The organism is Pedobacter sp. FW305-3-2-15-E-R2A2, from assembly GCF_038446955.1.
Classification (GTDB): domain Bacteria; phylum Bacteroidota; class Bacteroidia; order Sphingobacteriales; family Sphingobacteriaceae; genus Pedobacter.
Map to the genome: position 1 here is coordinate 3,074,230 of NZ_CP151803.1, position 24,762 is coordinate 3,098,991.

The 24,762-nt window shown below is 43.7% G+C and carries 20 protein-coding genes; 17 read left to right on the forward strand and 3 right to left on the reverse strand.

Annotated elements, in window-relative coordinates:
* Positions 1 to 300 precede the first annotated feature (300 nt).
* From AAFF35_RS12410 to AAFF35_RS12425, 4 genes are all read left to right on the forward strand, one after another.
* Complete coding sequence (locus AAFF35_RS12410; protein ID WP_342332827.1) at positions 301 to 822, forward strand: sigma-70 family RNA polymerase sigma factor; 522 nt, start codon at positions 301 to 303, stop codon at positions 820 to 822.
* 130 nt (positions 823 to 952) lie between these two features.
* Positions 953 to 1,459, forward strand: a complete 507-nt coding sequence (locus AAFF35_RS12415; RefSeq protein WP_342332828.1) for a helix-turn-helix domain-containing protein — start codon at positions 953 to 955, stop codon at positions 1,457 to 1,459.
* 32 nt (positions 1,460 to 1,491) lie between these two features.
* Positions 1,492 to 2,406, forward strand: coding sequence for a hypothetical protein (locus AAFF35_RS12420; RefSeq protein ID WP_342332829.1), 915 nt, complete (start codon positions 1,492 to 1,494; stop codon positions 2,404 to 2,406).
* On the forward strand, positions 2,393 to 2,869 hold the full coding sequence (locus tag AAFF35_RS12425; protein WP_342332830.1) for a luciferase family protein: 477 nt from the start codon (positions 2,393 to 2,395) through the stop codon (positions 2,867 to 2,869). Before AAFF35_RS12420 ends, AAFF35_RS12425 begins: the two co-directional genes overlap by 14 nt.
* Here the strand turns inward: AAFF35_RS12425 and AAFF35_RS12430 are convergent.
* The gene (locus tag AAFF35_RS12430; protein WP_342332831.1) at positions 2,829 to 4,457 is read right to left on the reverse strand and encodes a sodium/sugar symporter; all 1,629 of its coding nucleotides are present in this window, start codon (positions 4,455 to 4,457) and stop codon (positions 2,829 to 2,831) included. The genes AAFF35_RS12425 and AAFF35_RS12430 overlap by 41 nt on opposite strands.
* Before the next feature lie 150 nt (positions 4,458 to 4,607).
* Positions 4,608 to 5,498 carry an inositol oxygenase family protein gene (locus AAFF35_RS12435; protein WP_342332832.1) on the reverse strand — a complete coding sequence of 297 codons (891 nt, stop codon included), beginning with the start codon at positions 5,496 to 5,498 and terminating at the stop codon, positions 4,608 to 4,610.
* 94 nt (positions 5,499 to 5,592) lie between these two features.
* Between AAFF35_RS12435 and AAFF35_RS12440 the strand changes: the two genes are divergently transcribed.
* The 13 genes from AAFF35_RS12440 (at position 5,593) to AAFF35_RS12500 (ending at position 23,832) form a co-directional block, all read left to right on the forward strand.
* Positions 5,593 to 6,651 carry a LacI family DNA-binding transcriptional regulator gene (locus AAFF35_RS12440; RefSeq protein ID WP_342332833.1) on the forward strand — a complete coding sequence of 353 codons (1,059 nt, stop codon included), beginning with the start codon at positions 5,593 to 5,595 and terminating at the stop codon, positions 6,649 to 6,651.
* Between the two features lie 125 nt (positions 6,652 to 6,776).
* On the forward strand, positions 6,777 to 7,232 hold the full coding sequence (locus AAFF35_RS12445) for an META domain-containing protein (RefSeq protein ID WP_342332834.1): 456 nt from the start codon (positions 6,777 to 6,779) through the stop codon (positions 7,230 to 7,232).
* Between the two features lie 116 nt (positions 7,233 to 7,348).
* Positions 7,349 to 7,924, forward strand: coding sequence for an RNA polymerase sigma-70 factor (locus AAFF35_RS12450; protein WP_342332835.1), 576 nt, complete (start codon positions 7,349 to 7,351; stop codon positions 7,922 to 7,924).
* Positions 7,925 to 8,046: 122 nt separating this feature from the next.
* Complete coding sequence (locus AAFF35_RS12455) at positions 8,047 to 9,171, forward strand: FecR domain-containing protein (protein WP_342332836.1); 1,125 nt, start codon at positions 8,047 to 8,049, stop codon at positions 9,169 to 9,171.
* 368 nt (positions 9,172 to 9,539) lie between these two features.
* On the forward strand, positions 9,540 to 12,809 hold the full coding sequence (locus AAFF35_RS12460) for a SusC/RagA family TonB-linked outer membrane protein (RefSeq protein ID WP_342332837.1): 3,270 nt from the start codon (positions 9,540 to 9,542) through the stop codon (positions 12,807 to 12,809).
* 29 nt (positions 12,810 to 12,838) lie between these two features.
* Positions 12,839 to 14,356, forward strand: coding sequence for a RagB/SusD family nutrient uptake outer membrane protein (locus tag AAFF35_RS12465; RefSeq protein WP_342332838.1), 1,518 nt, complete (start codon positions 12,839 to 12,841; stop codon positions 14,354 to 14,356).
* Between the two features lie 30 nt (positions 14,357 to 14,386).
* Positions 14,387 to 15,256, forward strand: coding sequence for a PKD domain-containing protein (locus tag AAFF35_RS12470; RefSeq protein ID WP_342332839.1), 870 nt, complete (start codon positions 14,387 to 14,389; stop codon positions 15,254 to 15,256).
* A gap of 19 nt (positions 15,257 to 15,275) precedes the next feature.
* On the forward strand, positions 15,276 to 16,400 hold the full coding sequence (locus tag AAFF35_RS12475; RefSeq protein WP_342332840.1) for a DUF5009 domain-containing protein: 1,125 nt from the start codon (positions 15,276 to 15,278) through the stop codon (positions 16,398 to 16,400).
* A gap of 39 nt (positions 16,401 to 16,439) precedes the next feature.
* Positions 16,440 to 17,990 carry a DUF4832 domain-containing protein gene (locus tag AAFF35_RS12480; RefSeq protein ID WP_342332841.1) on the forward strand — a complete coding sequence of 517 codons (1,551 nt, stop codon included), beginning with the start codon at positions 16,440 to 16,442 and terminating at the stop codon, positions 17,988 to 17,990.
* Positions 17,991 to 18,050: 60 nt separating this feature from the next.
* A complete protein-coding gene (locus AAFF35_RS12485; RefSeq protein WP_342332842.1) occupies positions 18,051 to 19,661 on the forward strand; it encodes a glycoside hydrolase family 31 protein in 1,611 nt (536 codons plus the stop codon).
* Positions 19,662 to 19,757: 96 nt separating this feature from the next.
* Positions 19,758 to 21,317 (forward strand): right-handed parallel beta-helix repeat-containing protein, encoded by a 1,560-nt coding sequence (locus AAFF35_RS12490; protein WP_342332843.1) that lies wholly within the window; start codon positions 19,758 to 19,760, stop codon positions 21,315 to 21,317.
* Positions 21,318 to 21,356: 39 nt separating this feature from the next.
* On the forward strand, positions 21,357 to 22,481 hold the full coding sequence (locus tag AAFF35_RS12495; RefSeq protein WP_342332844.1) for an aminoglycoside phosphotransferase family protein: 1,125 nt from the start codon (positions 21,357 to 21,359) through the stop codon (positions 22,479 to 22,481).
* A gap of 4 nt (positions 22,482 to 22,485) precedes the next feature.
* Positions 22,486 to 23,832, forward strand: a complete 1,347-nt coding sequence (locus AAFF35_RS12500; protein WP_342332845.1) for a Gfo/Idh/MocA family oxidoreductase — start codon at positions 22,486 to 22,488, stop codon at positions 23,830 to 23,832.
* A 75-nt stretch (positions 23,833 to 23,907) separates the two neighbouring features.
* Here AAFF35_RS12500 and AAFF35_RS12505 read toward each other — a convergent pair whose 3' ends face one another.
* A complete protein-coding gene (locus AAFF35_RS12505; RefSeq protein ID WP_342332846.1) occupies positions 23,908 to 24,702 on the reverse strand; it encodes an alpha/beta hydrolase in 795 nt (264 codons plus the stop codon).
* Positions 24,703 to 24,762: the final 60 nt, after the last annotated feature.

Below are 24,762 nucleotides of genomic sequence, written 5' to 3' on the forward strand. Positions count from 1 at the left end.
ATACCACCTCTTTTGCAGCGATAGCAGCTGGGATTGTATTGGAATGGGGCGTATTTTGGTATTGGATAATAGACACCTGCCCGCTAAACATCAATAGTGCCAATACGAATGATTGGAGTCTTTTTTTATTGTTTTGTCGAAAATTAGCCGGGATTATACCTGAAATGGTCCAAAAACCATGGAAAAAGATGGGTTTTTATGAATTTTTTAACTTTTTACCCGGTTTTGAGCCTGGATTTGGTACATCGTTTGAACTGGATGAGTCACCTATTTAAAAACATAATTAACAATCATCTACTTATGAAAAACACTTCTTTAAGTCACCAGATTTGTGATCATCGCTCTTGTCTTGAAGTCTTCGCCATGAAGTTTACAAATGATGTGGAGGATGCCAATGATTTAGTTCAGGATACCCTGATCAAAGCCATTCGTTATCATGCTTTGTATAAACAAGGTACCAACCTGAGAGGTTGGTTATATACCATCATGAGAAATACCTTTATTAACGATTATCGTAAAAATAGCAGAAAGATCGCGTTGATTGATACTACGGATGATTTATCTCCCTACCAGCTGCGCAACAGTGCTGCAGGGAACCATGCTGAGGATAAATTTGTGATGGAGGACATCCATAAAGCTTTAGCAAAATTGCAGCCTGAATATTCCGGTCCGTTTTTAAGGTATTTTGAAGGATATAAATATCATGAAATAGCCGAAGAACTGAATATTCCGATTGGAACGGTGAAAACCAGAATCCATGTGGCCAGGCAGGTGCTGAAAGAACAATTAAAAATGTACAAGGATCGGGTTAAAATGAATTAGCCACATCTGATTGATGATATAAAACCCGCTCAGGCGGGTTTTTTTATGAAGCGCTGTCCTAAAGTAGAATGGTGTATGATTAAACTTTCAGTATATTTTGAAAGTTGGGTAACTTGTGCTATGTTTGTATATGGAACTGGCAGAAGCAAAACAGAAATTTATAGAAGCCTGGGGTAAACTGGGTTCGGAATGGGGGATAAACCGCACGATGGCTCAGGTGCATGCCTTATTGCTGGTCTCGCCCGAGGCCCTCACTACAGAAGAAATCATGGACGACCTGAGTATTTCCAGGGGCAATGCGAACATGACGCTGAGGGATCTGATCGGATGGGGCCTGGTCGAAAAGCAACATCGGGCGGGTGAGCGTAAAGAGTATTTCTTTGCAGATAAAGACACCTGGAACATTGCAAAACAGGTAGCCAAAGAACGAAGAAAGAGAGAGCTTGATCCGGTTCTGAAAATTCTGAATGAATTATCCACAGTAAAAGGAGACGATAAGGATCCCGAATTCCTGACTTTCCATAAGTCGGTGACCGACATTAATAAATTGGCTAAGAATGTCGACAAAACACTGGATACCATGATCAAAGCGGAAGAAAGCTGGTTTTGGGGATCTATTGTTAAAATGTTCAGGTAATAATTTTTCAGGGGAATTTAAAACACAAAAATATGACAACGAATTTTTATAGAGCAACCTTGCTCAAGGGCTTTGCTATGTCCAATCTTTTGGCGCTCCTAATGGTAGGGCTGTTTAAATACACCAAATTACAGGACAGCGGAGCACTGGTGTTTTCGATATTTGTGATTGTGCCTATATTAATGGGGATGGTCAGTGCCTGGTTCTGGATCAAACTTGAGCTGAGAAGCAAACATATTGTTGGTTATTCGATCTTAAATGGCCTCCTTGCCATTTTGTTAAGTTACATTTTTCTGGGCGAAGGGGTAATTTGCCTGCTGATCGTATCTCCTCTTATTTTTGCCTTTATCACTAGCGGAGCTTTTTTGGGACAGCGCATGTTCCGTAAAAATAATCAAAGGCTAAACGTAAGTGTATGCTCCCTGCTCTTCCTGGTGTTTGTCGTGGATTCGCTCTCGGAACATAACCATGTAAATCTCGTTGCTGATGAAATGGTCATCAATGCCACACCGGAACAAATTTGGAAGCATGTCGTTGCCTTTGATAAAATAGAAAAGAAAGACAATTACTGGCTATTTCAGATCGGGATGCCGAGCCCGGCGCAAACCACTGTAGAAGGATATTATAAAGGCGCAGGGCGGAAATGTATTTTTAGCAACGGCTATATTTTTGAGGAAAAGATTGTCACCTATGAACCCAATAAGAACCTCACTTTTGACATCATCGGCCAACCCCTTGATCCTGAAATTATGGGACATATAGACATCCTCCGGGGACAATTTCTCTTGAAAGATAATGGAAACGGAACCACTACCTTAATTGGCAACAGCTGGTACCGCCTGCATGTTTTTCCCATTTGGTATTATGACATCTGGGCCAAAAGCATCACCAGAAATGTGCATTTGAGGGTAATGGAACACATTAAGGAGTTAAGTGAAAAAGGATAAGGTATTTTCATTTGTCGTCCGGCATCTGAGCTTTTTAAAGCATGTTCCATTGTTTCCGCAGGTGTTCGACAGCATGTTGAAAATCAGGGTCTTTCTGACGAAGCCCGACCTTCTGGATTGGTTCGATGAAATCGAAACAGAGGTATTGCGATGGGAGGGAACGGATGTCAGCCTGCATCAATATGGCGGAATTCAATTTAACCGGAAGGGAAAGGAAATCGGACATTTACACAGCAATGGATTGCTGGATGTCTTATATACCAAAGAGAGGAAAGGACTGTTGCTGAAAGAAGGCAGGATCCAGCCCCATCATGTTTTTGAAAAATCGGGCTGGATCAGCTTTTACATCGTAAGCCAGGAGGATAAAGATTATGCTAAGGAACTTTTGAAGATGGCCTATGATAAATCTGGCAGGGAATTTCCTACCAGAAAACCGTATACAGTGCAGTCAGTATGCCCATGATCAGGAGGGACCCAATGATGAAGCCGGTATTGACTTTAAACATAGCGGTATCCACTTCGATGGCTTTCCGATCGGCTTCTTTTTCCGGTTTCCACAGACTCATCGCCACCATAATGATCACAATTAACACAAAATCAATGGTCATTCTGTCGAGGAAAGGATAGTCCGGAAATGCACCATTGGTCCAGACCGGCAGAAACTTCAATACCGTAGAAATGGGAATCGTCAGTAAAGCTCCGGTCATGGCTGCTGCAGCTGAAGTACGTTTCCAGTAAAAGCCAAGTAAGAAAATGGCCAGTACACCAGGAGAAATAAATCCGACATATTCCTGTATGAACTGGTAGGCCTGATCCAAGGATTTTAGCGCAGGGGTGACCAATGCTGCAACAGTAAGGGAAACGACCACTGCCCATCGCCCTACACGCACCATCTTTTTATCGGTCGCCTCTTTTTCAAAGTATTTCTTATAAATATCCAGAGAGAAAATGGTCGATATGCTGTTTGCTTTACCTGCCAGTGAAGCGACAATCGCTGCTGTAAGTGCGGCAAATGCAATTCCTTTTACACCTGGAGGCAGTAAATTCATTAGCGTTGGATAGGCATGGTCTGGTTTAATCACTCCGGCATCAGACATTTCTGCATGAAACAATCCTTTATTGTGCAGCACATACATCACAATCCCGGGAAGGACGGCAATTACGGGAATCAGCAATTTTAAAAATGCGGCAAATAAAATTCCCTTACGTGCGGTTTTAAGATCAGCTCCTAAAGCCCGTTGCACAATATATTGGTTGCAGCCCCAGTAAGCAAGGTTGTTGATCAGCATTCCTCCAATCAGAACCGACAGACCCGGAAGTTCTTTATAGTACTTGTGAGAAGAATCAAAGATCATATGAAAATGCCCGGGAGCTTCTGACCTTAAAACGGAGAGTCCTTTGAAAATATCCTGACCAAATCCATATTCCTGAGCAAGCAGGGAAAGCGCAAGATAGGTGGTGATCAAACCGCCAAGAATCAATACGATGACTTGTATAACATCGGTATAACCGATCACCTTCATTCCGCCTAAGGTAACCACCATTGAAAAAATACTCAATCCGAAAATACACCACTCAAAACTTAGGGTAGATATCGACGAAATGGCCAGTGCACCGAGGTAAATAATGGAGGTCAGGTTTACAAATACATAGACCAGTAACCAGAATACAGCCATGACCGTGCTGACCTTATCGTTGTACCGCTTCGATAAAAACTGCGGCATTGTAAAGATTTTATTCTTCAGATACACCGGAATGATGAAGATGGCGACGATGATTAAAGTCGCAGCCGCCATCCACTCGTAAGAAGCAATGGCCAGCCCCAATGCGAAGCCGGAACCTGACATCCCGATAAAATGTTCGGCCGAGATGTTCGAAGCGATTAAAGAGGCGCCGATCGCCCACCAGGTTAAAGAACCTTCGGCGAGGAAAAAATCTTTTGAACTGATGTTGGCGGACTTTTTCTTATGATAAATATAATAGCCATAGGCAGATACGGCGATCAGGTAAACAAAAAAAACAATATAGTCTGAAGTTTGTAATTGGTTCATAGTTTGGTCTTCTCGGTATTTTATATTTGGCGTGGCGGGAATTCAGGATACATTGTGATCACTCACAAGATACCATTCTGTTGTACGAAATGTGGCGCTTTCGTACAACAGGGGGATGGTTTTTGTGTCTGAGCTTAGGGGCTTAGAATTTTAGAACTTCAGCGTAAGCGGCAGGTATTTGCTCACCAATGCCTGATAATAGGGTTTCAGTTCTTCCCAGCTTTTTTGGTTGGGGTTCTTGGAGTAGAGATCGTAAGGATTAAACAGGTCCACCCATTTAAACATTTCATGATCTTTTTCATTCATCAGATGATCGTAGGCATGCTCCCGGTGCTGGGCATAAAAAGAATGGTAGCGAAGCATATACAAACCGGGTTCAGGAATGTAATCTTTCATCATATGGTATACATATTCATCGTGACCCCAGGACATATGGACCTGGTCAAGACCGCAATTTTCTTTATAAACACCCAATTTACTTTGATAAGTTTCATTGTTGAAATCGGGGTTCTGACTGAAAAATTCAGGAAAAACAATTTTATCAGAATAGGCGCACCCTACCGGAAAAGTATCACCTACTACCGCCCACTGCGGCTCGCCAAATAGGCATAGCACCTTTCCCATATCGTGAATGAGGCCAACCAGTACCATCCAATCCGGATGCCCGTCATTTCTGATGGCTTCTGAGGTTTGAAGGAGGTGCTGCATCTGATCCAAGTCCGTATCCGGATCAGAATCGTCTACCAGTTCATTTAAAAAGTCGAAAGCTTTCCAGATCGGCATTTCTTTTTTATCAAACTTCAGGTAATCTGCTTTTTTCTGAATCACGAAATCATAAGTTTGGTAAGTATGGTTGAGGCGATAAAATTCCCTTACGCCATCTTTTACCGTTTCTTCATAATTTCTGAATTCTTCTTCTTTTTTCTCTTTGTTGATTTCAGCAGGATCCGGATAACGGTTCAACACATCGTGTTCCCATTCATCTAAGTGTTCCAAAGGACTATTGTCTTGTGCTGCCGAATTGATTTGGTTAGTATTCATAGGATTTTAGGTTAATCTTATGATTAAATATGTAGTTTTGAAAGGGTAGATGCTCATCTTCTAACCAGATTTATTTACTTAACCGATTAAGTAAATGGTCAACCTAACCAAATTAACGAAACCACCTTTAGTAAAAATGGGCAACATTACCATTAAAATGCTGGCTAAGGAATTGAATTTGTCGACTGCTGCAGTGTCAAAAGCATTACGGGACAGCCATGAGATCAGTGAGCCTACGAAAAAGCGTGTATTGGAATTGGCGGCTGCTTTAAATTACGTACCGCATCCTTATGCAGGAAGCCTGCGTGAAAAGAAAAGCAATACCATTGCAGTCGTGATTCCTGAAGTGGCGGATAGTTTCTTCTCACTGGCCTTAAACGGCATTGAAGCGGTTGCGATCGCAAATGGCTACCATGCTTTGATTTACCTTACCCATGAGCGCTTTGAGCGGGAAAAGACCATTCTTAAGGACCTGGAATCCGGAAGGGTGGATGGGGTCATTATGTCTGTGACCATGAAAACCGATACTTTTGACCACATCAAAACCTTGAATAAGATCGTGCCGATGGTTTTTTTTGATCGGGTCTGTGAGGAAATTGATACGGCAAAGATCACCACAAATGATGAGGAATGCGGTTATCAGGCCACGCAGCATCTGATCGACAGGGGTTGTAAAAAGATCGCCATTCTGTCCATCTCGGAATCCTTGTCGATCAATGCCAAAAGAATTCAAGGCTATCAGCAAGCGCTGCTGGACAACGATAGCAAATGCGGGGCATCCTGCATCATTGATTATGGAGAAGATCCTGCGGAAAACTTTGAACAGCTCAGAAAGGTTTTTCAGGCGGCAGACAGGCCTGATGGTATTGTGGCCACGGTAAGTAAAATGACGACTGATATTTATCTGGTCTGTATGGAATTGGGCCTTCGCATTCCGGAGGACCTCAAAGTGGTTTCTTTCTCTAATGATTCTAACGTTGCCATACTTAACCCTTCCTTAACCACCGTTACACAGCCTGCATTTGAAATGGGAGAATTGGCTGCGGGCATCCTGTTTAAAGCATTGAAGAAAAAGTATCTGGTATTGAGCGAAGAAAGTACAGTTGTTCCCTCTCAGCTTTTTGTCAGGAATTCCACGTCAGCATCGGTTTAAATGAAATTCTATTCAATTGAAAATGACCATCAGACGAGGTGTTCTGTGCTTTTACTTTACATTTTTTGTCGGAAAATTGTTAATTTGTAAGCATTAAAAGCTGGTCATCCTTAAATTATACCATTATGAAATCTACCCAATACCTCAGTTTAGCTTTATGTGTACTCTCTTTGAGTGCCTGTAGTATCTTTAAAAAACCTGCTAAAGAACAAGCAGGAGAAGATGCGAAACAAACCAATGTCATCACCGACCGGAAATGGAAACTGGTGGAACTTGCGGGCAAGCCCGTGGCTGATAAAGTAAATGGCAAAGAACCATTTCTCTTACTTCAGAAAAGCGAGAGCCGATATTCCGCTTCCGGAGGTTGTAATGGAATAGGAGGTGCCTTTACCCTCGAAAACAATGGAAGAATAAAATTTGAACAGGGCATGTCTACTATGATGGCTTGCGACAATATGGAGATCGAACATGGGCTGAATGCAGCTTTGATCGCCGCAGATAATTACAGCATTAGTGGAGATCACCTGTCTTTAAATAAAGCCAGAATGGCGCCATTAGCCCGTTTCAAAGCGGTCAAATAGCACAAGGTTTTAATTGCGGCCTGTATCCTTTTCATAAAAAAAGGATACAGGCTTTTTTTATGGCTTTCCAATTTAATTTCCTTTATTGCTGATAAATTCAATAACTTGTATTCTTTATGGCCAATTATAGCACCTATACGGATAGCGAGTTGATTGCTTTATGGAAAGAAGGTAATGATGCCGTATTTAGAGAAATTTATCTGCGATACGATAAGCTGCTATACTTATACGCTTATAAAAAACTCAGAAACAGGGAAGAGGCCAAAGATGTGGTTCAGGATTCTTTTACCTGGCTGCTCAACCACCGCAATGAGATTCAGCTGAACAGCAGCTTATCCGGATATCTTTATAAAACGGTCCTTCATCAGATTCTGGACATCTTTAAACATAAAGGCATCATTAAAAAATATGCCGAAAGTGGAGAACATTATATCGAAGTCAACTCTCCGGAAGCGGATTACCTGATCCGGGAAAAGGATATCGCGGCATTGATTGAAAACGAAATTGCCGCCATGCCTCCTAAAATGAGGGAGATCTATACTTTAAAAAGAAGAGAGTTTTTAAGTACCAAAGAAATCGCAGGACAATTGGGACTCTCCGTACATACGGTATCCACTCAACTTAAAAGAGCATTGAAGCACCTTAAGGTAAAACTTGGGACGGTAGTGTTCATTCTATGGGTGCTCTCCTGAAAATTATTGTGCTGTATTTCAGTAGTTTAGGTATTTTATGATATTTTTTTTAGTTGGATGTACCTAATCCATGATCCTGAATCGCCTTTACTTATTGTTGAGCAACAAGAGCAAAGCATTCCATGAAGAAAGACATCAAAGAAGTATTGGATAAAGTTAGTTCTGGCACCGCCAGTGCTGAAGAAGAAACTATGGCCAGGCTTTGGCTGCATCAACTACACCAGAACGAAGAAGCCGGACTTTCAGAAAATGAACTCAACGAGGTTAGTGACGAGATGTGGGCATCGCTGGAAAAAAACAGAAAACAATCCTCGCCCAGGACTGGAAAGTTATGGCCTTATATTGCGGCTGCAGCATCGGTAGTTTTAGTGGTTGGTATCGGTTTGTATTTTTTCAAGACTCCGTCTGCTGATCCAATAAAGGCTCCTCAACAATATTCAAATGATGTTCCTGCAGGGAGCAACAAAGCTTACCTGACCCTGGCCAGCGGAAAGAAAATTCTGCTAACCAGTGCAACCAACGGCATGCTTGCAGAGGAGGGAGGGGTAAAGATCACCAAAACTGCAGACGGGCAACTGGTGTACACCATTGCTGATGAGGGAAAGAAATCAACCGGAAAATATAACCGCATCGAAACACCGATTGGAGGTCAATATGAGTTGCAATTGCCGGATGGCACCAGGGTTTGGCTAAATGCAGCCTCTTCCTTAAAATATCCCGCATCTTTTTATGCGCTCAAACAACGCAGCGTAGAATTAATCGGGGAAGCCTACTTCGAAGTGGCAAAAGATAAAACGAAACCATTCCTGGTGAAAAGTAAAGGGCAGGAAGTGGAAGTTTTGGGAACCCATTTCGATGTGAACGCCTATCCGGATGAGCAGAGCATCAAGACGACCCTGATGGAAGGCTCCGTGAAATTAAATGGACAGCTTACTTTGAAACCTGGTGAACAATCGGTGCTGAGCGATGGAAAATTCAATGTGAAAGAAGTGAATGCCATTGATGCTGCCGACTGGAAAAACGGGGAGTTTGTGTTCAATAATGAACCTTTAACGAGCATCATGAAGAAAGTTGCCCGTTGGTATGGCGTCGAGATTGTCTATACCAATGACCTTGGCAAGGTACCCACATTTTCAGGTTCTGTTTCCCGCTCTGAAAATATTTCAAGTGTGTTAAATATGTTAGCAGAAACCAGTAATGTGCGCTTTGCCATCGCAGGAAAACAAATACGTGTAGCTACCAAATAGAAGATCTACCAAATAAAATAAATAACCAGGACCTAACCAGTCCGATCGTTAACCAACCGTCAATAACGAACCTAACCATCAACAAAAACCAAACCACATGAAAAGAACCAAACACAAAGCAAGTTAATACTTCAGGAGGTTTTTAAGAAAAAAGCCATGAAAGTGTATCAGCACTTCCATGGCAAAGATCTGAGTTAACCCAAAAAACAAATTTGAGATCCGTTCACGTATTAACCCAATCCAACAAAAGTATGAAATTAAATGCTTTTAACCTAGGTATGCTATGCCGATGGCTACTGCCTACACTTCTATCAGCTATGAACTTTGTTGTCGCAAAAGTGCTGGCAACAAATAAAAGAAGACTACTCATGAGAGTTAATTTGATCATCGCCATCATTACCACCTGCTTATTACAAGTCAGTGCAGCAGGTTTTGCTCAAAAAGTCAATTATGTAAAACAGAACACTACACTTCATCAGGTCTTTCAGGAGATCAAAAAGCAAACCGGCTTCCGGGTTTTATATTCTGATCAGAATTTAAACAGCCAGATGAAAATTAATGCCAATTTTAAAGATTCGGAATTGGCCCAGGTAATGGAAACTTTATTAAAAGACCAAAACCTGACCTACAAAATGGAACGCAGGAACATCCTGATTAAGATCCGGCCCACTGCCTTCCAGGAGATGAACGCGATCCTTAAAGACATTAATATCAGTGGAAGGGTGATGGACAAAGATAAAAAGCCATTGCCCGGCGCATCTGTTAGCGTGAAAGGAACGAATAAGGTGGTCAGTACAGACGAAAATGGAAACTTTGCACTGAAAAATGTAGAGGAACAGGCCATATTGGTCGTTTCTTTTGTAGGCTATCTGCGAAAAGAGGTGCCGGTTAATGGCGGAAGTGTTTTAAACATTGTGCTCGATGAGGATGTCAGTCTGCTGGGCGATGTGGTGGTGGTCGGTTATGATACCAAAAAACAAAGCGAGCTGACCAGTGCCGTTGCTGTGGTCTCTTCCGCAAAATTAAAGGATGTGACCGCCAATTCTATTGGTGCCATGCTACAGGGAAAAGTGGCTGGCTTGCAGGTGGTGAACAGCTCCGGTGCGCCGGGTGCCAATGCGGAGATCAGGCTGCGTGGCGTATCTTCTGTGAATGCCAACCAAAGTCCGCTGTTTGTGGTGGATGGGATTATCGGTGGGAATTACGATCCTAACGATGTGGAAAGTGTCACGATCTTAAAAGATGCGGGTGCTACTGCTATGTATGGCTCACAGGCAAACGCAGGGGTGATCATCGTTACCACCAAAAGGGCCAAACAAGCCGAAACGAGGTTCGAAGCTAAAGTATCCACCGGTTTCAGAACTGCCGATTTTGGGAAGATGGAATTGATGAACAGCAATGAACTCTACGATTACCATAAAGAGTTTTACCGCGACTACGTGGTTGGTGCTGCCAATAACTCTTACAAGATTGACCTTGTGAAATTCTATTCGGAGCGTCCTTTATCACTAAGAAGCCAGGATTATGACTGGTCTAAAGAATCCTTTAAAAAAGCCCCGATTTATAACTTTTATCTGTCTGCCAGTGGTAAAACAGAAAAGAACGATTATTATGTAGGTGCCTCCTATTATAAAGAAAAAGGCACTTTCATCAATACCGATTTCGAGCGCGTCAACTTACGCGGGAACTCGACTTATCACTTCTCCAAAAAGCTGGATTTAACCAATAACATCAACCTCAGTGCCTCACAGGGCAAGAGTTACGATTATATGGATGCCTATTATTCTTTCCTGAATATGCCCTGGGATAATCCCTATGATGCCAGCGGAAACCCGGTTTATGTAGATGGAAATTCTACCTTTAAATGGTGGTCGAGGGATAAAATAAACCCGATTCACACGGTACAAAATTCAGATCATCCCTATAAAGGTTTCAATGTAAATTATGATTTGGGAATCAATTACCGCATTACAGATTGGCTTACCTTTGCCAGTTCAAACCGGTTGGCTGCATCATTCGACAAAGGCAGCAATTATGTGTCTTCCCTTGCTGCTGGGACTTACCACGGCATGGGCTATCTCGATGAGCTGAATACCCTGAACTATGGCCTCATCAGCAACCAGTTGTTTAAATTCAATTTTAAATTCGGCGAGCACAGTTTAAGCGGTTTTGCTGGTGGAGCTTTTGAAATCAGTAAAAACGAAACTTCCGGTGCTTCGGGTAAAGGACTGCCGGAAGGTTTGAAAGTGCCTGGTGTGATCTCCAGCAATCAGGTGATCGTTGGTGCGCACAATAAGTACATCTTACAGTCTTTATTGTCGCAGGTAAATTACAGCTACAAAAACAGATATTTCCTATCGGGCTCATTCCGTTATGATGGTTCCTCTAATTTCGCGCCAAGCAAACAGTACGGTGGCTTCCCATCGGTATCAGCTGCATGGGCGGTGAGCAATGAAGATTTTCTGGCCGACAATCCCATCTTCAGTAACCTGAAAGTACGCGCCAGCTACGGCATCACGGGGACTCAGGATATTGGTGCCTCCCGTTTCCTGGGTCTGTTTTCCCTCACCACCAAATACAATTCATTAGTAGCGGCAGTGCCTTACCAATTGCCAAGCCCTAACTTAACCTGGGAAAGCAAACGCCAGCTCAATGCAGGTATGGACATTGGTTTATTTAACCGGGTGAATTTAACCTTTGATGTATATCGCAACGATACCAAAGACTTATTGCTACAGGTATCGCAACCCTTGTCCGTTGGTTTTGAAACCAAATGGGAGAATGCGGGTACGGTCATTAACAAAGGGATTGAGCTGGGCATTAATTCGACCAATATCAAGACCAAAGACTTTGAATGGGTTACTGATTTTACCCTCAATTTTAACAACAATAAATTATCGGGTTTCCCTTCGGACATCGTAAAGACAGGCTCCTGGAGCATCTCGCAGATTTACCGCAACGGCGGAAACCTGTTTGAGTTTTACATGCCAAAATGGTTAGGTGTTGATGCACAAACGGGGGCACCTGTTTGGGAAAAGCTCATCTACAATACAGAGGGCAAAGCGGTAGCCAGCGAAAAAACATCGGATTATGCCCAGGCCAGCAATCAGGAAGTCGGTTCAGCACTACCTAAATACCAGGGTGGCTTTAACAACAGCTTCAGGTATAAAAACTTTAATTTAAGAGTGAGCACCTATTTTAATTACGGCAATAAGGTCTTTAGTAACAATCTGAGGTTTATGATGAATGATGGTCATGAGCCGTATTACAACCAGATCAGGTTACCGAAAGATGCCAAAATCTGGACGCATCCAGGTGATACCGGGGCTACAGAACCAAGTCCGCAAAACTCGGCCAACTCTACCGAAACCTCCACCCGTTATTTAAAAGATGGAAGTTACTTTACGATCAGGAACATTGCTTTGTCCTATACCTTGCCTTCGGCATGGGCGAAGAAAATCAGCATGAGCGATGTAACGGTAGGCATTACAGCCGATAATGTGGCCACCTTCTCTAACTTCTTAGGTCAGGATCCTCAAACGACCATTACGCCAACGCGCTATGCAACGCCGGGGGTCTCGGATTTTAAGTATCCTAACAACCGTCAATATTTGTTAAACGTCAATTTCAGCTTTTAAGCAGGTTTCAACCTATTAAAATTAAGTATATGAAAAATATAATATTTACCCTCATCGTGTTTTTTATGGTTGCGGCAAGCAGCTGTAAAAAATTGAGTTCCCTGCCAAGCGATGCCATCAGTACGGAAACATTGGTGAACACCAGCGAAGGGTTAACGAATGCACTGAATGGAGCTTACGCTTTGTTTAAAGACCATATTGAATTTAATGGACAAGTCGACATGAACAACATGTACCTGCGACAGTTTTATCATTTAACTGATTTTGCCAGTGACGATATTGTTTGCGGACAGGTAACCACCGATCCATTGTATTATAGCTTTAGCCTCGACCATTCACCTGCTCAGGCCAACAGCCGCTATTACTGGTATTTATCGTACAAGATCATTACTGGTGTAAATACAGTTATTGATGCCGTGGAGAAATCAGGCAAAAATGATGCAGCCACCAACCAGTTATTGGGCGAGTGCTATTTCTTACGTGCATTCTGCCACTTTAACCTGGTTCGGTTGTTTGGCAAACCTTATACGGTAGACCCGAATGCTCCGGGGATCATTCTACGTACCAATCTTAGTGATCCTTCAAAAAAAGCAAGGTCGACTGTTAAAGAAGTTTACGATTCTGTGCTTGCTGATGCGGAAAAAGCTGCGGGTTTAATGACCCGTTCACGTGGGGTTCAATATGCCTCACAGGAAGCCGCATGGTCTTTACTGGCAAGGGTTAACCTTTACAAAGAAGACAATGCAAAAGCCATCGAATACGCAGATAAAGTGATCAACTCCGGTAAGTTTACTTTGGCCACTAAAGACACGTATCCAAAATTGTTTGCCAATGCCACCAGTGCGAGTGAAACCATTTTTTGCATTGCCTTTACGGTTGTGGATGATTATGGGAAATTTGGTTCTATCGCCTCCATGATCTACTCGGATGGTAACTCCGGCTGGGGCGAGGAATACGCTTCTTCCTCCTTACGTGCGGCCATGTCTGCACATCCGGAGGATGTTCGCTGGTCGTATATTGTTCCTTTAAAAGATGCCGGGGGCGTGGTTCAGAAGAAAAACGGGATTGAAGTGTATTACATCAGCAAGTTCTCCTTTCAGGACAACCTACCGAATTTAAGTTCACCCATCATGTTCCGGATCGCGGAGATGTACCTGATCCGTGCCGAAGCCAATGCGAAAGCAGGTGCTACTGCGGCAGCGCTGGATGATGTGGATCTGATCCGCAAGAACCGTGGTCTGGAAGCTTCGCTTTACAATAAGGTTGTACCTGCAGGTTCAACAGCTTTAGATATCGTCTTAGCGGAGAAACGCATAGAGATGGCATTTGAAGGGCATAGGACCTATGATGTGTTCCGCAATAAAAGAAGCTTGAATAAAGCCTATTGGGGATATCACCTGACCGGTTTAAAAGAGACCGATGTGGATCTTTCGAGAACACCGGCTGGTTATCCTAACCTGAGCGTGCCTTATACCAGTCCGCGGATCATTTACTATTTGCCGGTAGACGAGACCTTGAGCAACCCACTGGCCACACAAAACCAATAACCTAACCATCACCTTGTAATATAGATTGATATGAAAAATTTAAAAGCTTACTTGTTCCTGCTGTCATTGGTGATGGCAGGTTCAATATTCAGCTCCTGTAAAAAGGATAAGACCGAGATCAAAACCGATTTATTATATGAAGTAACGGTGGATGGCGCTACGGCAACTTTCAGCATAAAAACCGAAGGTGTGAGCAATTACCAATGGGATTTCGGGGATGGTAAAACTTCGACAGAAGCAAACCCAAGTCATACTTATCCGGGGAAGGGCAAATATGTTCCGACACTGATGGCCTCCGTAAATGGTAAACCCGTGGAAGCATCAACTGTGTTGCAGATCGCTAAAGTCTCTCCGGTAAAAATGAACGACAATTCCTTTGACGACTGGAGCACAGTGACCAAAAATGTGATTCCTTTAGGCTCGAAAAAAGGCATTTTTAATCTCGTAAAACTCGATTACGATGGGAACTATGTGTACCTGTATGGCGAGATGAGCGGCAAAAAAGCAGATGCGGTTATTTTTGATTTCTTCATTGATACCGACAACAATCCGGCTACGGGCTGGCTTACTGGTAGCTTTACCGATGGGGGTTATGATGTGTTAATGGAAGGTCAGTTGCTTACCGCTGGTGTAGATATTTTTTACCATACCGGTGCCAACCAGAGTGACTTCGGCGGATTTAAACCCCAGTCGATAGCTGAGGCTTATACGGTGGGTACCGTGAAAGATGAGGCTGGACTTGTCAAATTTGAGGCGCGGATTTCGCGGAGTAAGCTGAAAGGTTTAACAGGTACCGGTATGCGCATCGGGATACAGGTCATTAAAAATGACTGGTCAGTAAACCTGGGCAATGCACCGGATGAAGGGACCTCAAGTTTCTTCCTGGATATGAACGAATAATTTAATACCGAAACATTTTATGGAAAAGATTTTAACTGCTGATCAGTCGGCTAAGGGACGTTTAGTGTCCTTAGATGTGATGCGAGGGATGATTATGATCCTGCTTTGTGCAGAGAGCTGCAAGGTTTATGAAGCGATTATGCACATTGATCCTGCACAACCTATGGGTGGTTTGATCACCCAGTTCTTTCATCACCCATGGCATGGACTGCGCTTCTGGGATCTGGTTCAACCCGCCTTTATGTTTATGGCAGGAGCCGCGATGTACATTTCTTACCGTCGTAAACTGGAAAAAGGACAAAGCTGGGGCGACAACCTGGGGCATATCCTGATTCGCAGTTTAAAGCTTTTTATCTGTGGTGTAGCGTTGCATTGTGTTTACGCGGATAAACCCGTTTGGGAGCTTTGGAATGTGTTGACGCAATTGTCGTTTACCATGATCGTTTCCTACCTGATCATCAACAGGTCTTATACCTGGCAGCTTGTGTTTTCCATTGGCTTGCTGGTGCTTACCGAAGTGTTGTACCGTGGTTTGCTGATGCCTGGTTTTGACCAGCCTTTTGTGGAAGGGAAGAATTTTGGCGCTTATGCAGATACTTTGCTAATGGGTAAAATTAACAGCGATGGTTGGGTAACGATCAATTGCATTCCTACTGCGGCGCATACCATCTGGGGGGTATTGGCAGGTAAACTGCTGATTTCGGGTAATACCAGCGCTTACAAAATAAAGACGCTGATCATTGCCGGTGTTGTTGCACTGGTTCTTGGCTTTGGCCTGGATCTGTCTGGAATTACACCCATTATCAAACGCATCAGCACCAGTTCCTTTGTATTGGTTTCGGTGGGCTGGGTCTTGCTGATTTTGGCTGCGGTGTATTGGCTGGTGGATGTGAAAGGCAATGTGAAATATGCCTGGATTTTCACGGTAGTAGGCATGAACGCCATATTTATCTACCTGTTTTTTGAGACAGTGGGGGTACAGTGGCTAAACGGCAAGGTGGCGATTTTCTCCGGCGACCTGTTGCACCTGTTTTTAAATGTGCCGGTTAGTATAGCTGCGGTGGTATCTGCCATTGCGGTACTGGTTGTCGAGTGGTTCCTGTGTTACTGGCTGTATCAGCGAAATATCTTTTTTAAACTATAGACATCCTATTCCATATCAAAAACTATTAAACATACGATCATGATCAAAAAATATAGATGTACTACACTAAGCATTGGTCTGGCTGCAATGCTGTTCTCTGCTTCCTGTAAAAATCAGGAAAATCACCTGGTTGAAATTGACAATGTAAATGTCAGTTTCACCGAAAGCACTGAAGATTTTCCTAACCCGGAGCGTGGTTTTTACCGTTATTCGGAAACGCATTCCAGTAACTATGAAGCCTTGTCTGCGGAGGAACTGAAGGGCTACCGTTCGCTTCAGTCTGTACAAAGTGCGAATTATAAGGTGTTGAGTACTTTGGTGTTCCGGTATTATGTGTTGGATGATGTGGTGAATACCACCATTTCGGCCTCATTTATTACCAATATAAAAAAGGATTTTGAAGCGGCACGTGTTGCTGGTGTGAAGCTGATTCCGCGTTTTGTATATACCGTTACCGCAAAGTCGGGGAACTGTCCGGAAGGTTTCATTTGCCCGCCATACGGCGATGCATCCAAAGCCATTGTTCTGAACCATATTGCACAGCTAAAACCCGTTCTGCGCGACAATGCAGATGTGATTGCCTGTGTACAGCTGGGTTTTATCGGCACCTGGGGGGAGCAATATTATAGCGACTTCTTTGGCGATGCTTCCAACAATGGCGGTCAGGGGGGTAAATTGCTGGACAACAACTGGAGGGACCGGATAGAAGTGATCAAAGCGCTGCTGGACGCGGTACCCGCCGACAGGATGATCCAGCTGCGTTACCCGCAGATTAAGCAACGTTATCTTTATGGCGTTAACGCCCCGATCACATCAGCCGCTTTAACCGAGAGTAACGCTTTTAATCAAAGCGACATCGCACGTTTAGGTTACCATAACGATTGTTTTCTGGCAAGTGTGAATGATTTTGGTACCTACGTAGATTATGGCAACAGTTCATCGCCAAGCAGATCGGATGGCGCGGTCTTGAACACTTTAAAAGATTACTTCAAAGCTGATAGCAAATTTGTCGTGGTTGGCGGAGAAACCTGTTCCGACGATTATAGCCCTGCTAACAATTGCGAACCTGCCGGCAAAGCACAGGCTGAATTTGCCTCATTACATTACAGTTTCATCAACGCCCATTACAATACCGCTGTTAATAACGATTGGCAGGATGGGGGCTGCATGGATAATATTAAGCGGAACCTGGGATATCGTTTTGTCTTACAAAGCGCTGCACTGCCGGACAATGGGGTTAAAGGAACCCAGATGAACATTAAGTTAAACCTGAAAAATGTGGGTTATGCCTCGCCCTATAACAAGCGTACGGTAAAGCTGCTCCTGCGCAATACCCAAAATGGGGCAGTTAAGTCCTTTGACCTGGCTACAGATGTCAGGAAATGGTATTCCGGAGCGGTAATAGTTACGGAAGGCATTCAGATTCCTGCTGATTTCCCGGCAGGTGATTATGAAATGCTGCTAAATCTGCCGGATGCTTATGCTAGTATTGCGACGAAACCTGAGTTCAGCATCCGTTTGGCAAATGCCAATGTTTGGGAAGCGGCTACAGGATACAATAAACTCAACCATACCGTAAAGATTAACTAAACACTACTGTAAAAATAAACTAAATCATACCGTTAACATGAACTACTTAATCCATTGTAAATGATCAGGTTCTTTAAAATATATTTGCTGTTTAGCTTTCTGTTTTGCGTTTCGGCTTTGCCGCTTTACGCACAGACCAGCGTGACCATTAAAGCCGGCGAGCAATGGTATGGCGGCGCGGTAAACGAAGCCCATCTGATGCCCTTTAAGGATGGCTATAGCCTGGATATGTATGGCGATGTCCGTGGAAACCAGGCGGTGCCGTTATTGGTGTCCAGTAAAGGGAGGTTCATTTGGAGTGAAGAGCCCTTTAAGTTCAGCTTCGAAAAAAACAAGCTGGTTATCAGCGCTGCGAAAAGCATCGTCACCATCGATTCCGCAGGTAAAAACTTAAAAGAGGCATTTGGCAATGCTTCAAAACGCTTCTTTCCTTCAAAAAATAAACTGCCTGATACCTTGTTGTTTAGCAAACCCCAATACAATACCTGGATAGAGCTGGTGTATAACCAAAACCAGCAGGACATTTTAAACTATGCCAGGTCGATCATTGACAACGGTTTTCCGCCGGGTGTATTGATGATCGACGATAACTGGGCGGATTATTACGGCCGGTTTGATTTCAGAGCAGACCGGTTTACAAACGCAAGGGCGATGGTGGATAGCCTGCATCATTTGGGTTTCAAAGTGATGCTCTGGGTGAGTCCCTTTATATCGCCGGATACGGAAGTTTTCAGGGAATTGCTGGCTAAAAAACTATTGCTGTTAGACAATGGGGGAGATTCCGGTTTGTCATGGGAGAAAGCAGAGAAACCAGCCATCATTCCCTGGTGGAATGGTTACAGTTCCGTTATGGACTTTACCAGTCCTGAGGCTAAAACCTGGTTCCTTGGCAGGCTGGAGCATATGGTCAATACCTATCATCTGGATGGCTTTAAGTTTGATGCCGGCGATGCGGAGTTTTATCCACCCAATGGTGTGGCTTTTAAAAAAGTGAGTCCAAATGAGCACAGCAGGCTTTGGGGCGAAATGGGTTTAGCCTATCCGCTTAATGAATACCGCGCGATGTGGAAGATGGGAGGCGAGCCATTGGTACAACGCCTGCGCGATAAAAAGCACAATTGGGAAGACCTGCAAAAGCTAATACCTCATTTAACCACTGCCGGTTTATTGGGTTATCAGTTTACCTGTCCGGATATGATCGGTGGTGGAGAGTATGGTTCATTTATCGGTAAAGATAAACTGGATGAACAGTTGGTGGTCCGGTCTGCACAATGCTCTGCATTGATGCCGATGATGCAGTTTTCTGCGGCACCCTGGCGTGTACTTTCCAAACCAAATCTGGCTGCGGTTAAAAAGGCGGTCGCCATACGGGCTAAGTACACGCCATACCTGATGGAACAGGTAAAAAAGGCAGCTGTTACCGGCGAGCCTGCGGTACGCAGTATGGAGTACGAGTTTCCTGATCAGGGTTTCGCTGAGGTCAACGGACAATTTATGCTGGGCAGCAAATACCTGATTGCTCCGATGTTAACGGATGGCGGTGCGAAGACCATTTACCTGCCAAAAGGCAGCTGGAAGGATGATCTGGGCAAGAAGATAAAAGGTCCGGCAACGATAACAATTGAGGTTGGCCTGGATCGGTTGCCCGTGTTTGAACGTACTCATCCATAGCTAACTAATTAATTGATAAAAACGATGTAAGAATCTAGTATGTAGCTGTATAAATAATTAACTAACCAACTCATCAATCCCTAAAAATTAAACATTATGAAAAATCTATTCCTATTGGGAATCTTAGCGTTCCTGTTGAATGCTTGTTCCAAAAGCAATGAAATCAATGGTCTTTCCGATAAAAACGAGAAAGAAAGTTCCGCACAAAACCTATTGGCCATTACCAGTTTTTATGTAAACGGGACCTCCGGAAACGATGCAAATGCGGGAACCTCTCCGGCTCTGGCACTTAAAACCATTCAGGCGGCATTATGGAAAACTACCGACGGTGCCGGGGCTACCATCTATGTAGCAGGAGGCACGTATAAAGAAAGACTGTACTGGTCGAATTCCGGTGCTTCAAGCGCAGAGCCGATTACTTTAACCAATTATAACAATGGCGTGGTGATCCTGGATGGCGTGAATGCCACCAACACCGCTCAGAATGAGATGATCGCGATAGCCAGTAAAAGCCACATCAGGATCGATCACATCAACATCGCAAACAATTACAGGAGCAATGCCAAAGGCATTTATATGGTAGGCTCCGGTACGGATGTTCATTTTACCTTTTGCAAAATTTATAATATCGGCTGGACTACCAATTCCAGTGCAGTACCCTCAAGTACAGATAATGCCAGTCCACTGATTGTGGTTGGCTCAACAGGAACATCTTATAACGAGATCTATATTGGTAGTAATGAGATTTATAACTGCAATACCGGATATAGCGAAGGGCTGACCTTAACCGGCAATGTCGAGAATTTTCTGGTAGAAAGTAATGTGGTGCACGACATTAAAAACATCGGTATTGATCTGTCAGGTAATTATTCCTGGACAAACGCGCCTGCCAATGTTAATTTTGCGCGCAATGGCAACGTAAAAAACAATACCGTATACCGCTGTGTGTCGCCGGTGGCTACCTCTGCAGGCATTTATGTAGATGGTGGAAAATGGATCAACATCGAAGGAAATACCGCTTATGAGAATTCTACAGGCATCAGTGCAGGCTGTGAGAACAATAACAACAATACCGAAGGGATCAATATCCGAAGCAATTTTATCTACAATAATGTAGAAGCCGGAATCATCATGGGCGCCAATGCGCCGAACAGTAAAGTGATTCATTCTACCATCACCAATAATACACTGTTCAAAAATTACTCAAAAACCGGCTGGGGCGGAGAAATCCACCTTCAAAATACAGATCAGCTTTCTATCAGGAACAACATTATCCAGTCGGCCAGTAATATTGTCATCGTGGCTTCTGCCGGTTATACTGCTACTAATCTGTCTTTTGACTACAATAAGTATTTTTCTACTTCAGGTTCTTCGGCCAACATCACCTTCGACTGGGGGAGCATCAATCAGGCTACCTATGGCTCTTTGGCTGCATTTAAAACCGCAACTGGTTTAGATGCCAATTCCACTTATGGTACAGCGTCCTTTGTTTCGGCCAGCTTACCAAATCCAAATCTCCATTTAACCAGTGCTTCTTTATGTGTGAACATCGGATTACCCTCGTTTGTGGCTCAACCCGGAGAGCTTGACATTGATAAAGAAGCAAGAGTTCGAAATGGCCGTGTAGACATTGGAGCAGATGAATCCGCCTATTAAAGCCCATTAAAATTATTCAAAACCCTTAACCGTTTCATTTTGAAAACAATAGAAAACCTATTTGAAATTACTTCCAAGTTCAGATGTCATGTGGACATCTCCACGCTGAAATCTTATGGCACAGGACACATTAATGATACCTATCGCCTGAAGAATCTGGTGAGCGAGGAGTACGATTACCTGCTCCAGAAGATCAACCACCAGGTATTTAAGAATGTGCCCAAACTGATAGAAAACATGTGCAGGGTGATTGCGCACCTTAAAAAGCAGATGCTGACTTCAGGAGAGGGCAATCCTGACAAGGAGGTGATGACGCTTGTCGCCACCAAAGAAGGACCCTATTTTTATCAGGACAGCAATGGGGACTATTGGCGGATGTGCCATTTTCTAAAGGATACCAAAACTTATGATGTGGTAGAAACCGAGCAACAGGCCTATGAGGGCGGAAAAGCCTTCGGAAAATTTCAGGCCATGCTCGTTGACCTTTCGCCCGAACTGATGTATGAGGTGATCCCTGATTTTCACCACATCGGAAAAAGGCTGGAACAGCTGGAGCAGGCCAGGACTGAAGATCCGCTTGGCCGCGTTGCGCTTGTACAGGAGGAACTCGAAATCATTGATGCCAGTTCCGGATCGATGTCGTTTTTTCAGCAAGATGAACAACTGCTTACCTTGCCCAGGCGCGTGATCCATTACGATACCAAATTCAACAATGTGTTGCTAAATTTAGAAGACCGGGCCCAATGTGTCATCGATCTGGACACGGTAATGCCCGGTTATGTGGCCTACGACTTTGGTGACGCGATCCGTACGATCATCAACAGAACTACAGAGGACGACAAGGACTTGTCGAACATCACACTAAATATACCCTTGTTTAATGCCTATACCAAAGGATACATGGAAGAGGCCAGGCAATTTATCAATGAATGGGAGTTGAGGTCTTTGATTAAGGGAGTGCTTTTGCTCCCTTATATGCAGGCAGTGAGGTTTCTGACGGATTATATCAATGGAGACCGGTATTATAAAATAGCATCCGAACACCATAACCTTCAGCGGACCCGGGCGCAGCTTAAATTGCTGAAAGAGCTGTTTGCGCATTCGGAATCCATGGAAGACCGGATATTTAAAGAGGCCAGAAAACACCAGTTAATTAACAATTAAAGAGATGAACAGAAGACATTTTTGCGCCAATGGATTGGTAGGATTGGCGGGATTGACCTTAATGCCTGAGGCATTATTCGCGCGTGCCAAAGACAAGATCCGGTTGGGTTATATCGGCGTGGGTTTAAGAGGACGGAATCACATCAGTGAAGGGCTCCTTCGCTCTGATGTGGAAATCACCGCCATTTGCGACATTCAGGAAAGTTCCCTGAAATATTGCCGCGCACAGTTTGTGAAAGCAGGGAAGAAGCTTCCCGCGGAATATACCGGAGGGATAGATGCCTATAAAAAGTTGCTCGAACGCAAGGATCTCGATGCTGTGATCATTGCCACGCCATGGGAATTCCATAAAGATCAGGCCATTGATGCCATGAGGGCCGGGAAATACGTGGGTTGTGAGGTGATTGCCGGCATTACAGTAGCAGACCACTGGGAGATTCTGAAAGTTTATGAGGAAACCAACGTCCCTTACATGACCCTGGAAAATGTCTCTTACCGCAGGGATGTGCTCGCTGTATTGAACATGGTGAGGAACAATGTTTTCGGAGAACTCGTTCATCTGGAGGGTGGCTATCAGCATGACCTGAGGCCTGTTTTGTTTAACGACGGTGTAAATTTTGATGGCAAGGGCGGAGAATTTGGCCCCAATACCGTTGGTGAGGCACAATGGCGGACACAATGGAATGCTGATCGGAACGGAGATATTTATCCTACTCATGGTGCCGGTCCGATTATGAATTACATCAACATCAATTGCGGGAACCAGTTTACGAATCTCGTTTCCTTTGCCTCAAAATCTAAGGGTTTGCATAAGTATATCGAGAAAGTATCTCCTGGAAATAAGAACCTCGCTGTAGATTTCAAAAATGGAGACCTGATAACGACCATGTTGAACTGTGCAAACGGAGAAACGGTCACCTTAACTCACGATACGCATTTGCCAAGGCCTTATTCCCTCGGATTCAGGGTACAGGGTACAGAAGGTTTGTGGATGGATGTTGCGGATTCGATCTATGTAGAAGGCAAATCAGGAACTTATGATGAATGGGATAAAGCTAAGACCTGGCTGGATAAATATGATCATCCGCTATGGAAAAAGTACGAACATCTGGCCGAAGGGGCTGGTCATGGCGGCATGGACTGGTTTGTATTTAATGCCTTTGTAGAGTCCGTGAAACAGAAAAAACAAACGCCAATTGATATCTATGACTCTCTGACCATGAGTGTCATTACGCCGCTTTCTGAGCAATCTTTAAAAGAGGGCAATATGCCGCAAAAGTTTCCTGATTTTACCAAAGGGAAGTGGAAGGATGCCAAAAGTAAATTTGCACTGGATAGCAGTGGTTTTTAAAAAGGGCTTTATGTAAAAAATCGCATTCACCTAAATCTCTGTTTAGGTGAATGCGATTCTTTCAATTGGTGTTTACTATTTTTTTTGTACTCCTTTTTTTGCAGCCTCAATAATCACGCTGGCTACTTTTTCAGGTTGCGACAGAAAGATCACATGGCTTCCTTTTACTTCTGTGATTTTTGTATTGGAGCGTTTGTACATCGCATGTTGAATCTCCGGAACAATACTTTTGTCTTCTGTAGCGATCACACCATAGGCAGGTTTATCTCTCCATGCTGCATGCGTAATGGCTGTGGTAAATCCTTTTGCATAAAAGGCTCCTTGTGAAGCGAACATGAAATCCGCATCTTCTTTACTGATGTCGGCAGCGAAACCTTGGTGGAATTTCGCTTTGTCATAATAAGCGATTCCTTTATCATCCGGAGGCAATACTCCGTTTTCCGGTGCAGGAGGAGCAGTTTGAAGCCATTGTATGCTCGTTTCCCCATTATCCGGCTGCAAAGCTGCGATGTAAACCAAAGCCGCTACTTTAGGATGATTTCCTGCTTCTGTAATCACTGTTCCTCCCCAGGAATGTCCTGCAAGGATTGTCGGGCCATCTTGTTTATCTAAAGCAAGCTGTGTAGCTTTTACATCATCCTCCAAAGAAGACAAAGGGTTTTGCACGATCGTTACATGATATCCTTTTTTTGTGAGCACTTTGTAAAGCGCTTTATATCCGGAGCCATCTGCAAAGGCACCATGTACCAATACTACATTTTTTACTTCCTGAGCATTTACTTCATTCACTGTACCTGCTACTGATGCGATGGCTACTGTTGTGGCCAATAGACCAGTTTTGATTTTGTTTTTTAGATTTTGAGTTTTCATCTTTTTTGTCGTTGAGTTTTTTGGTTCGTATCAACAATACAAAGATGGGAGGAAATGGGG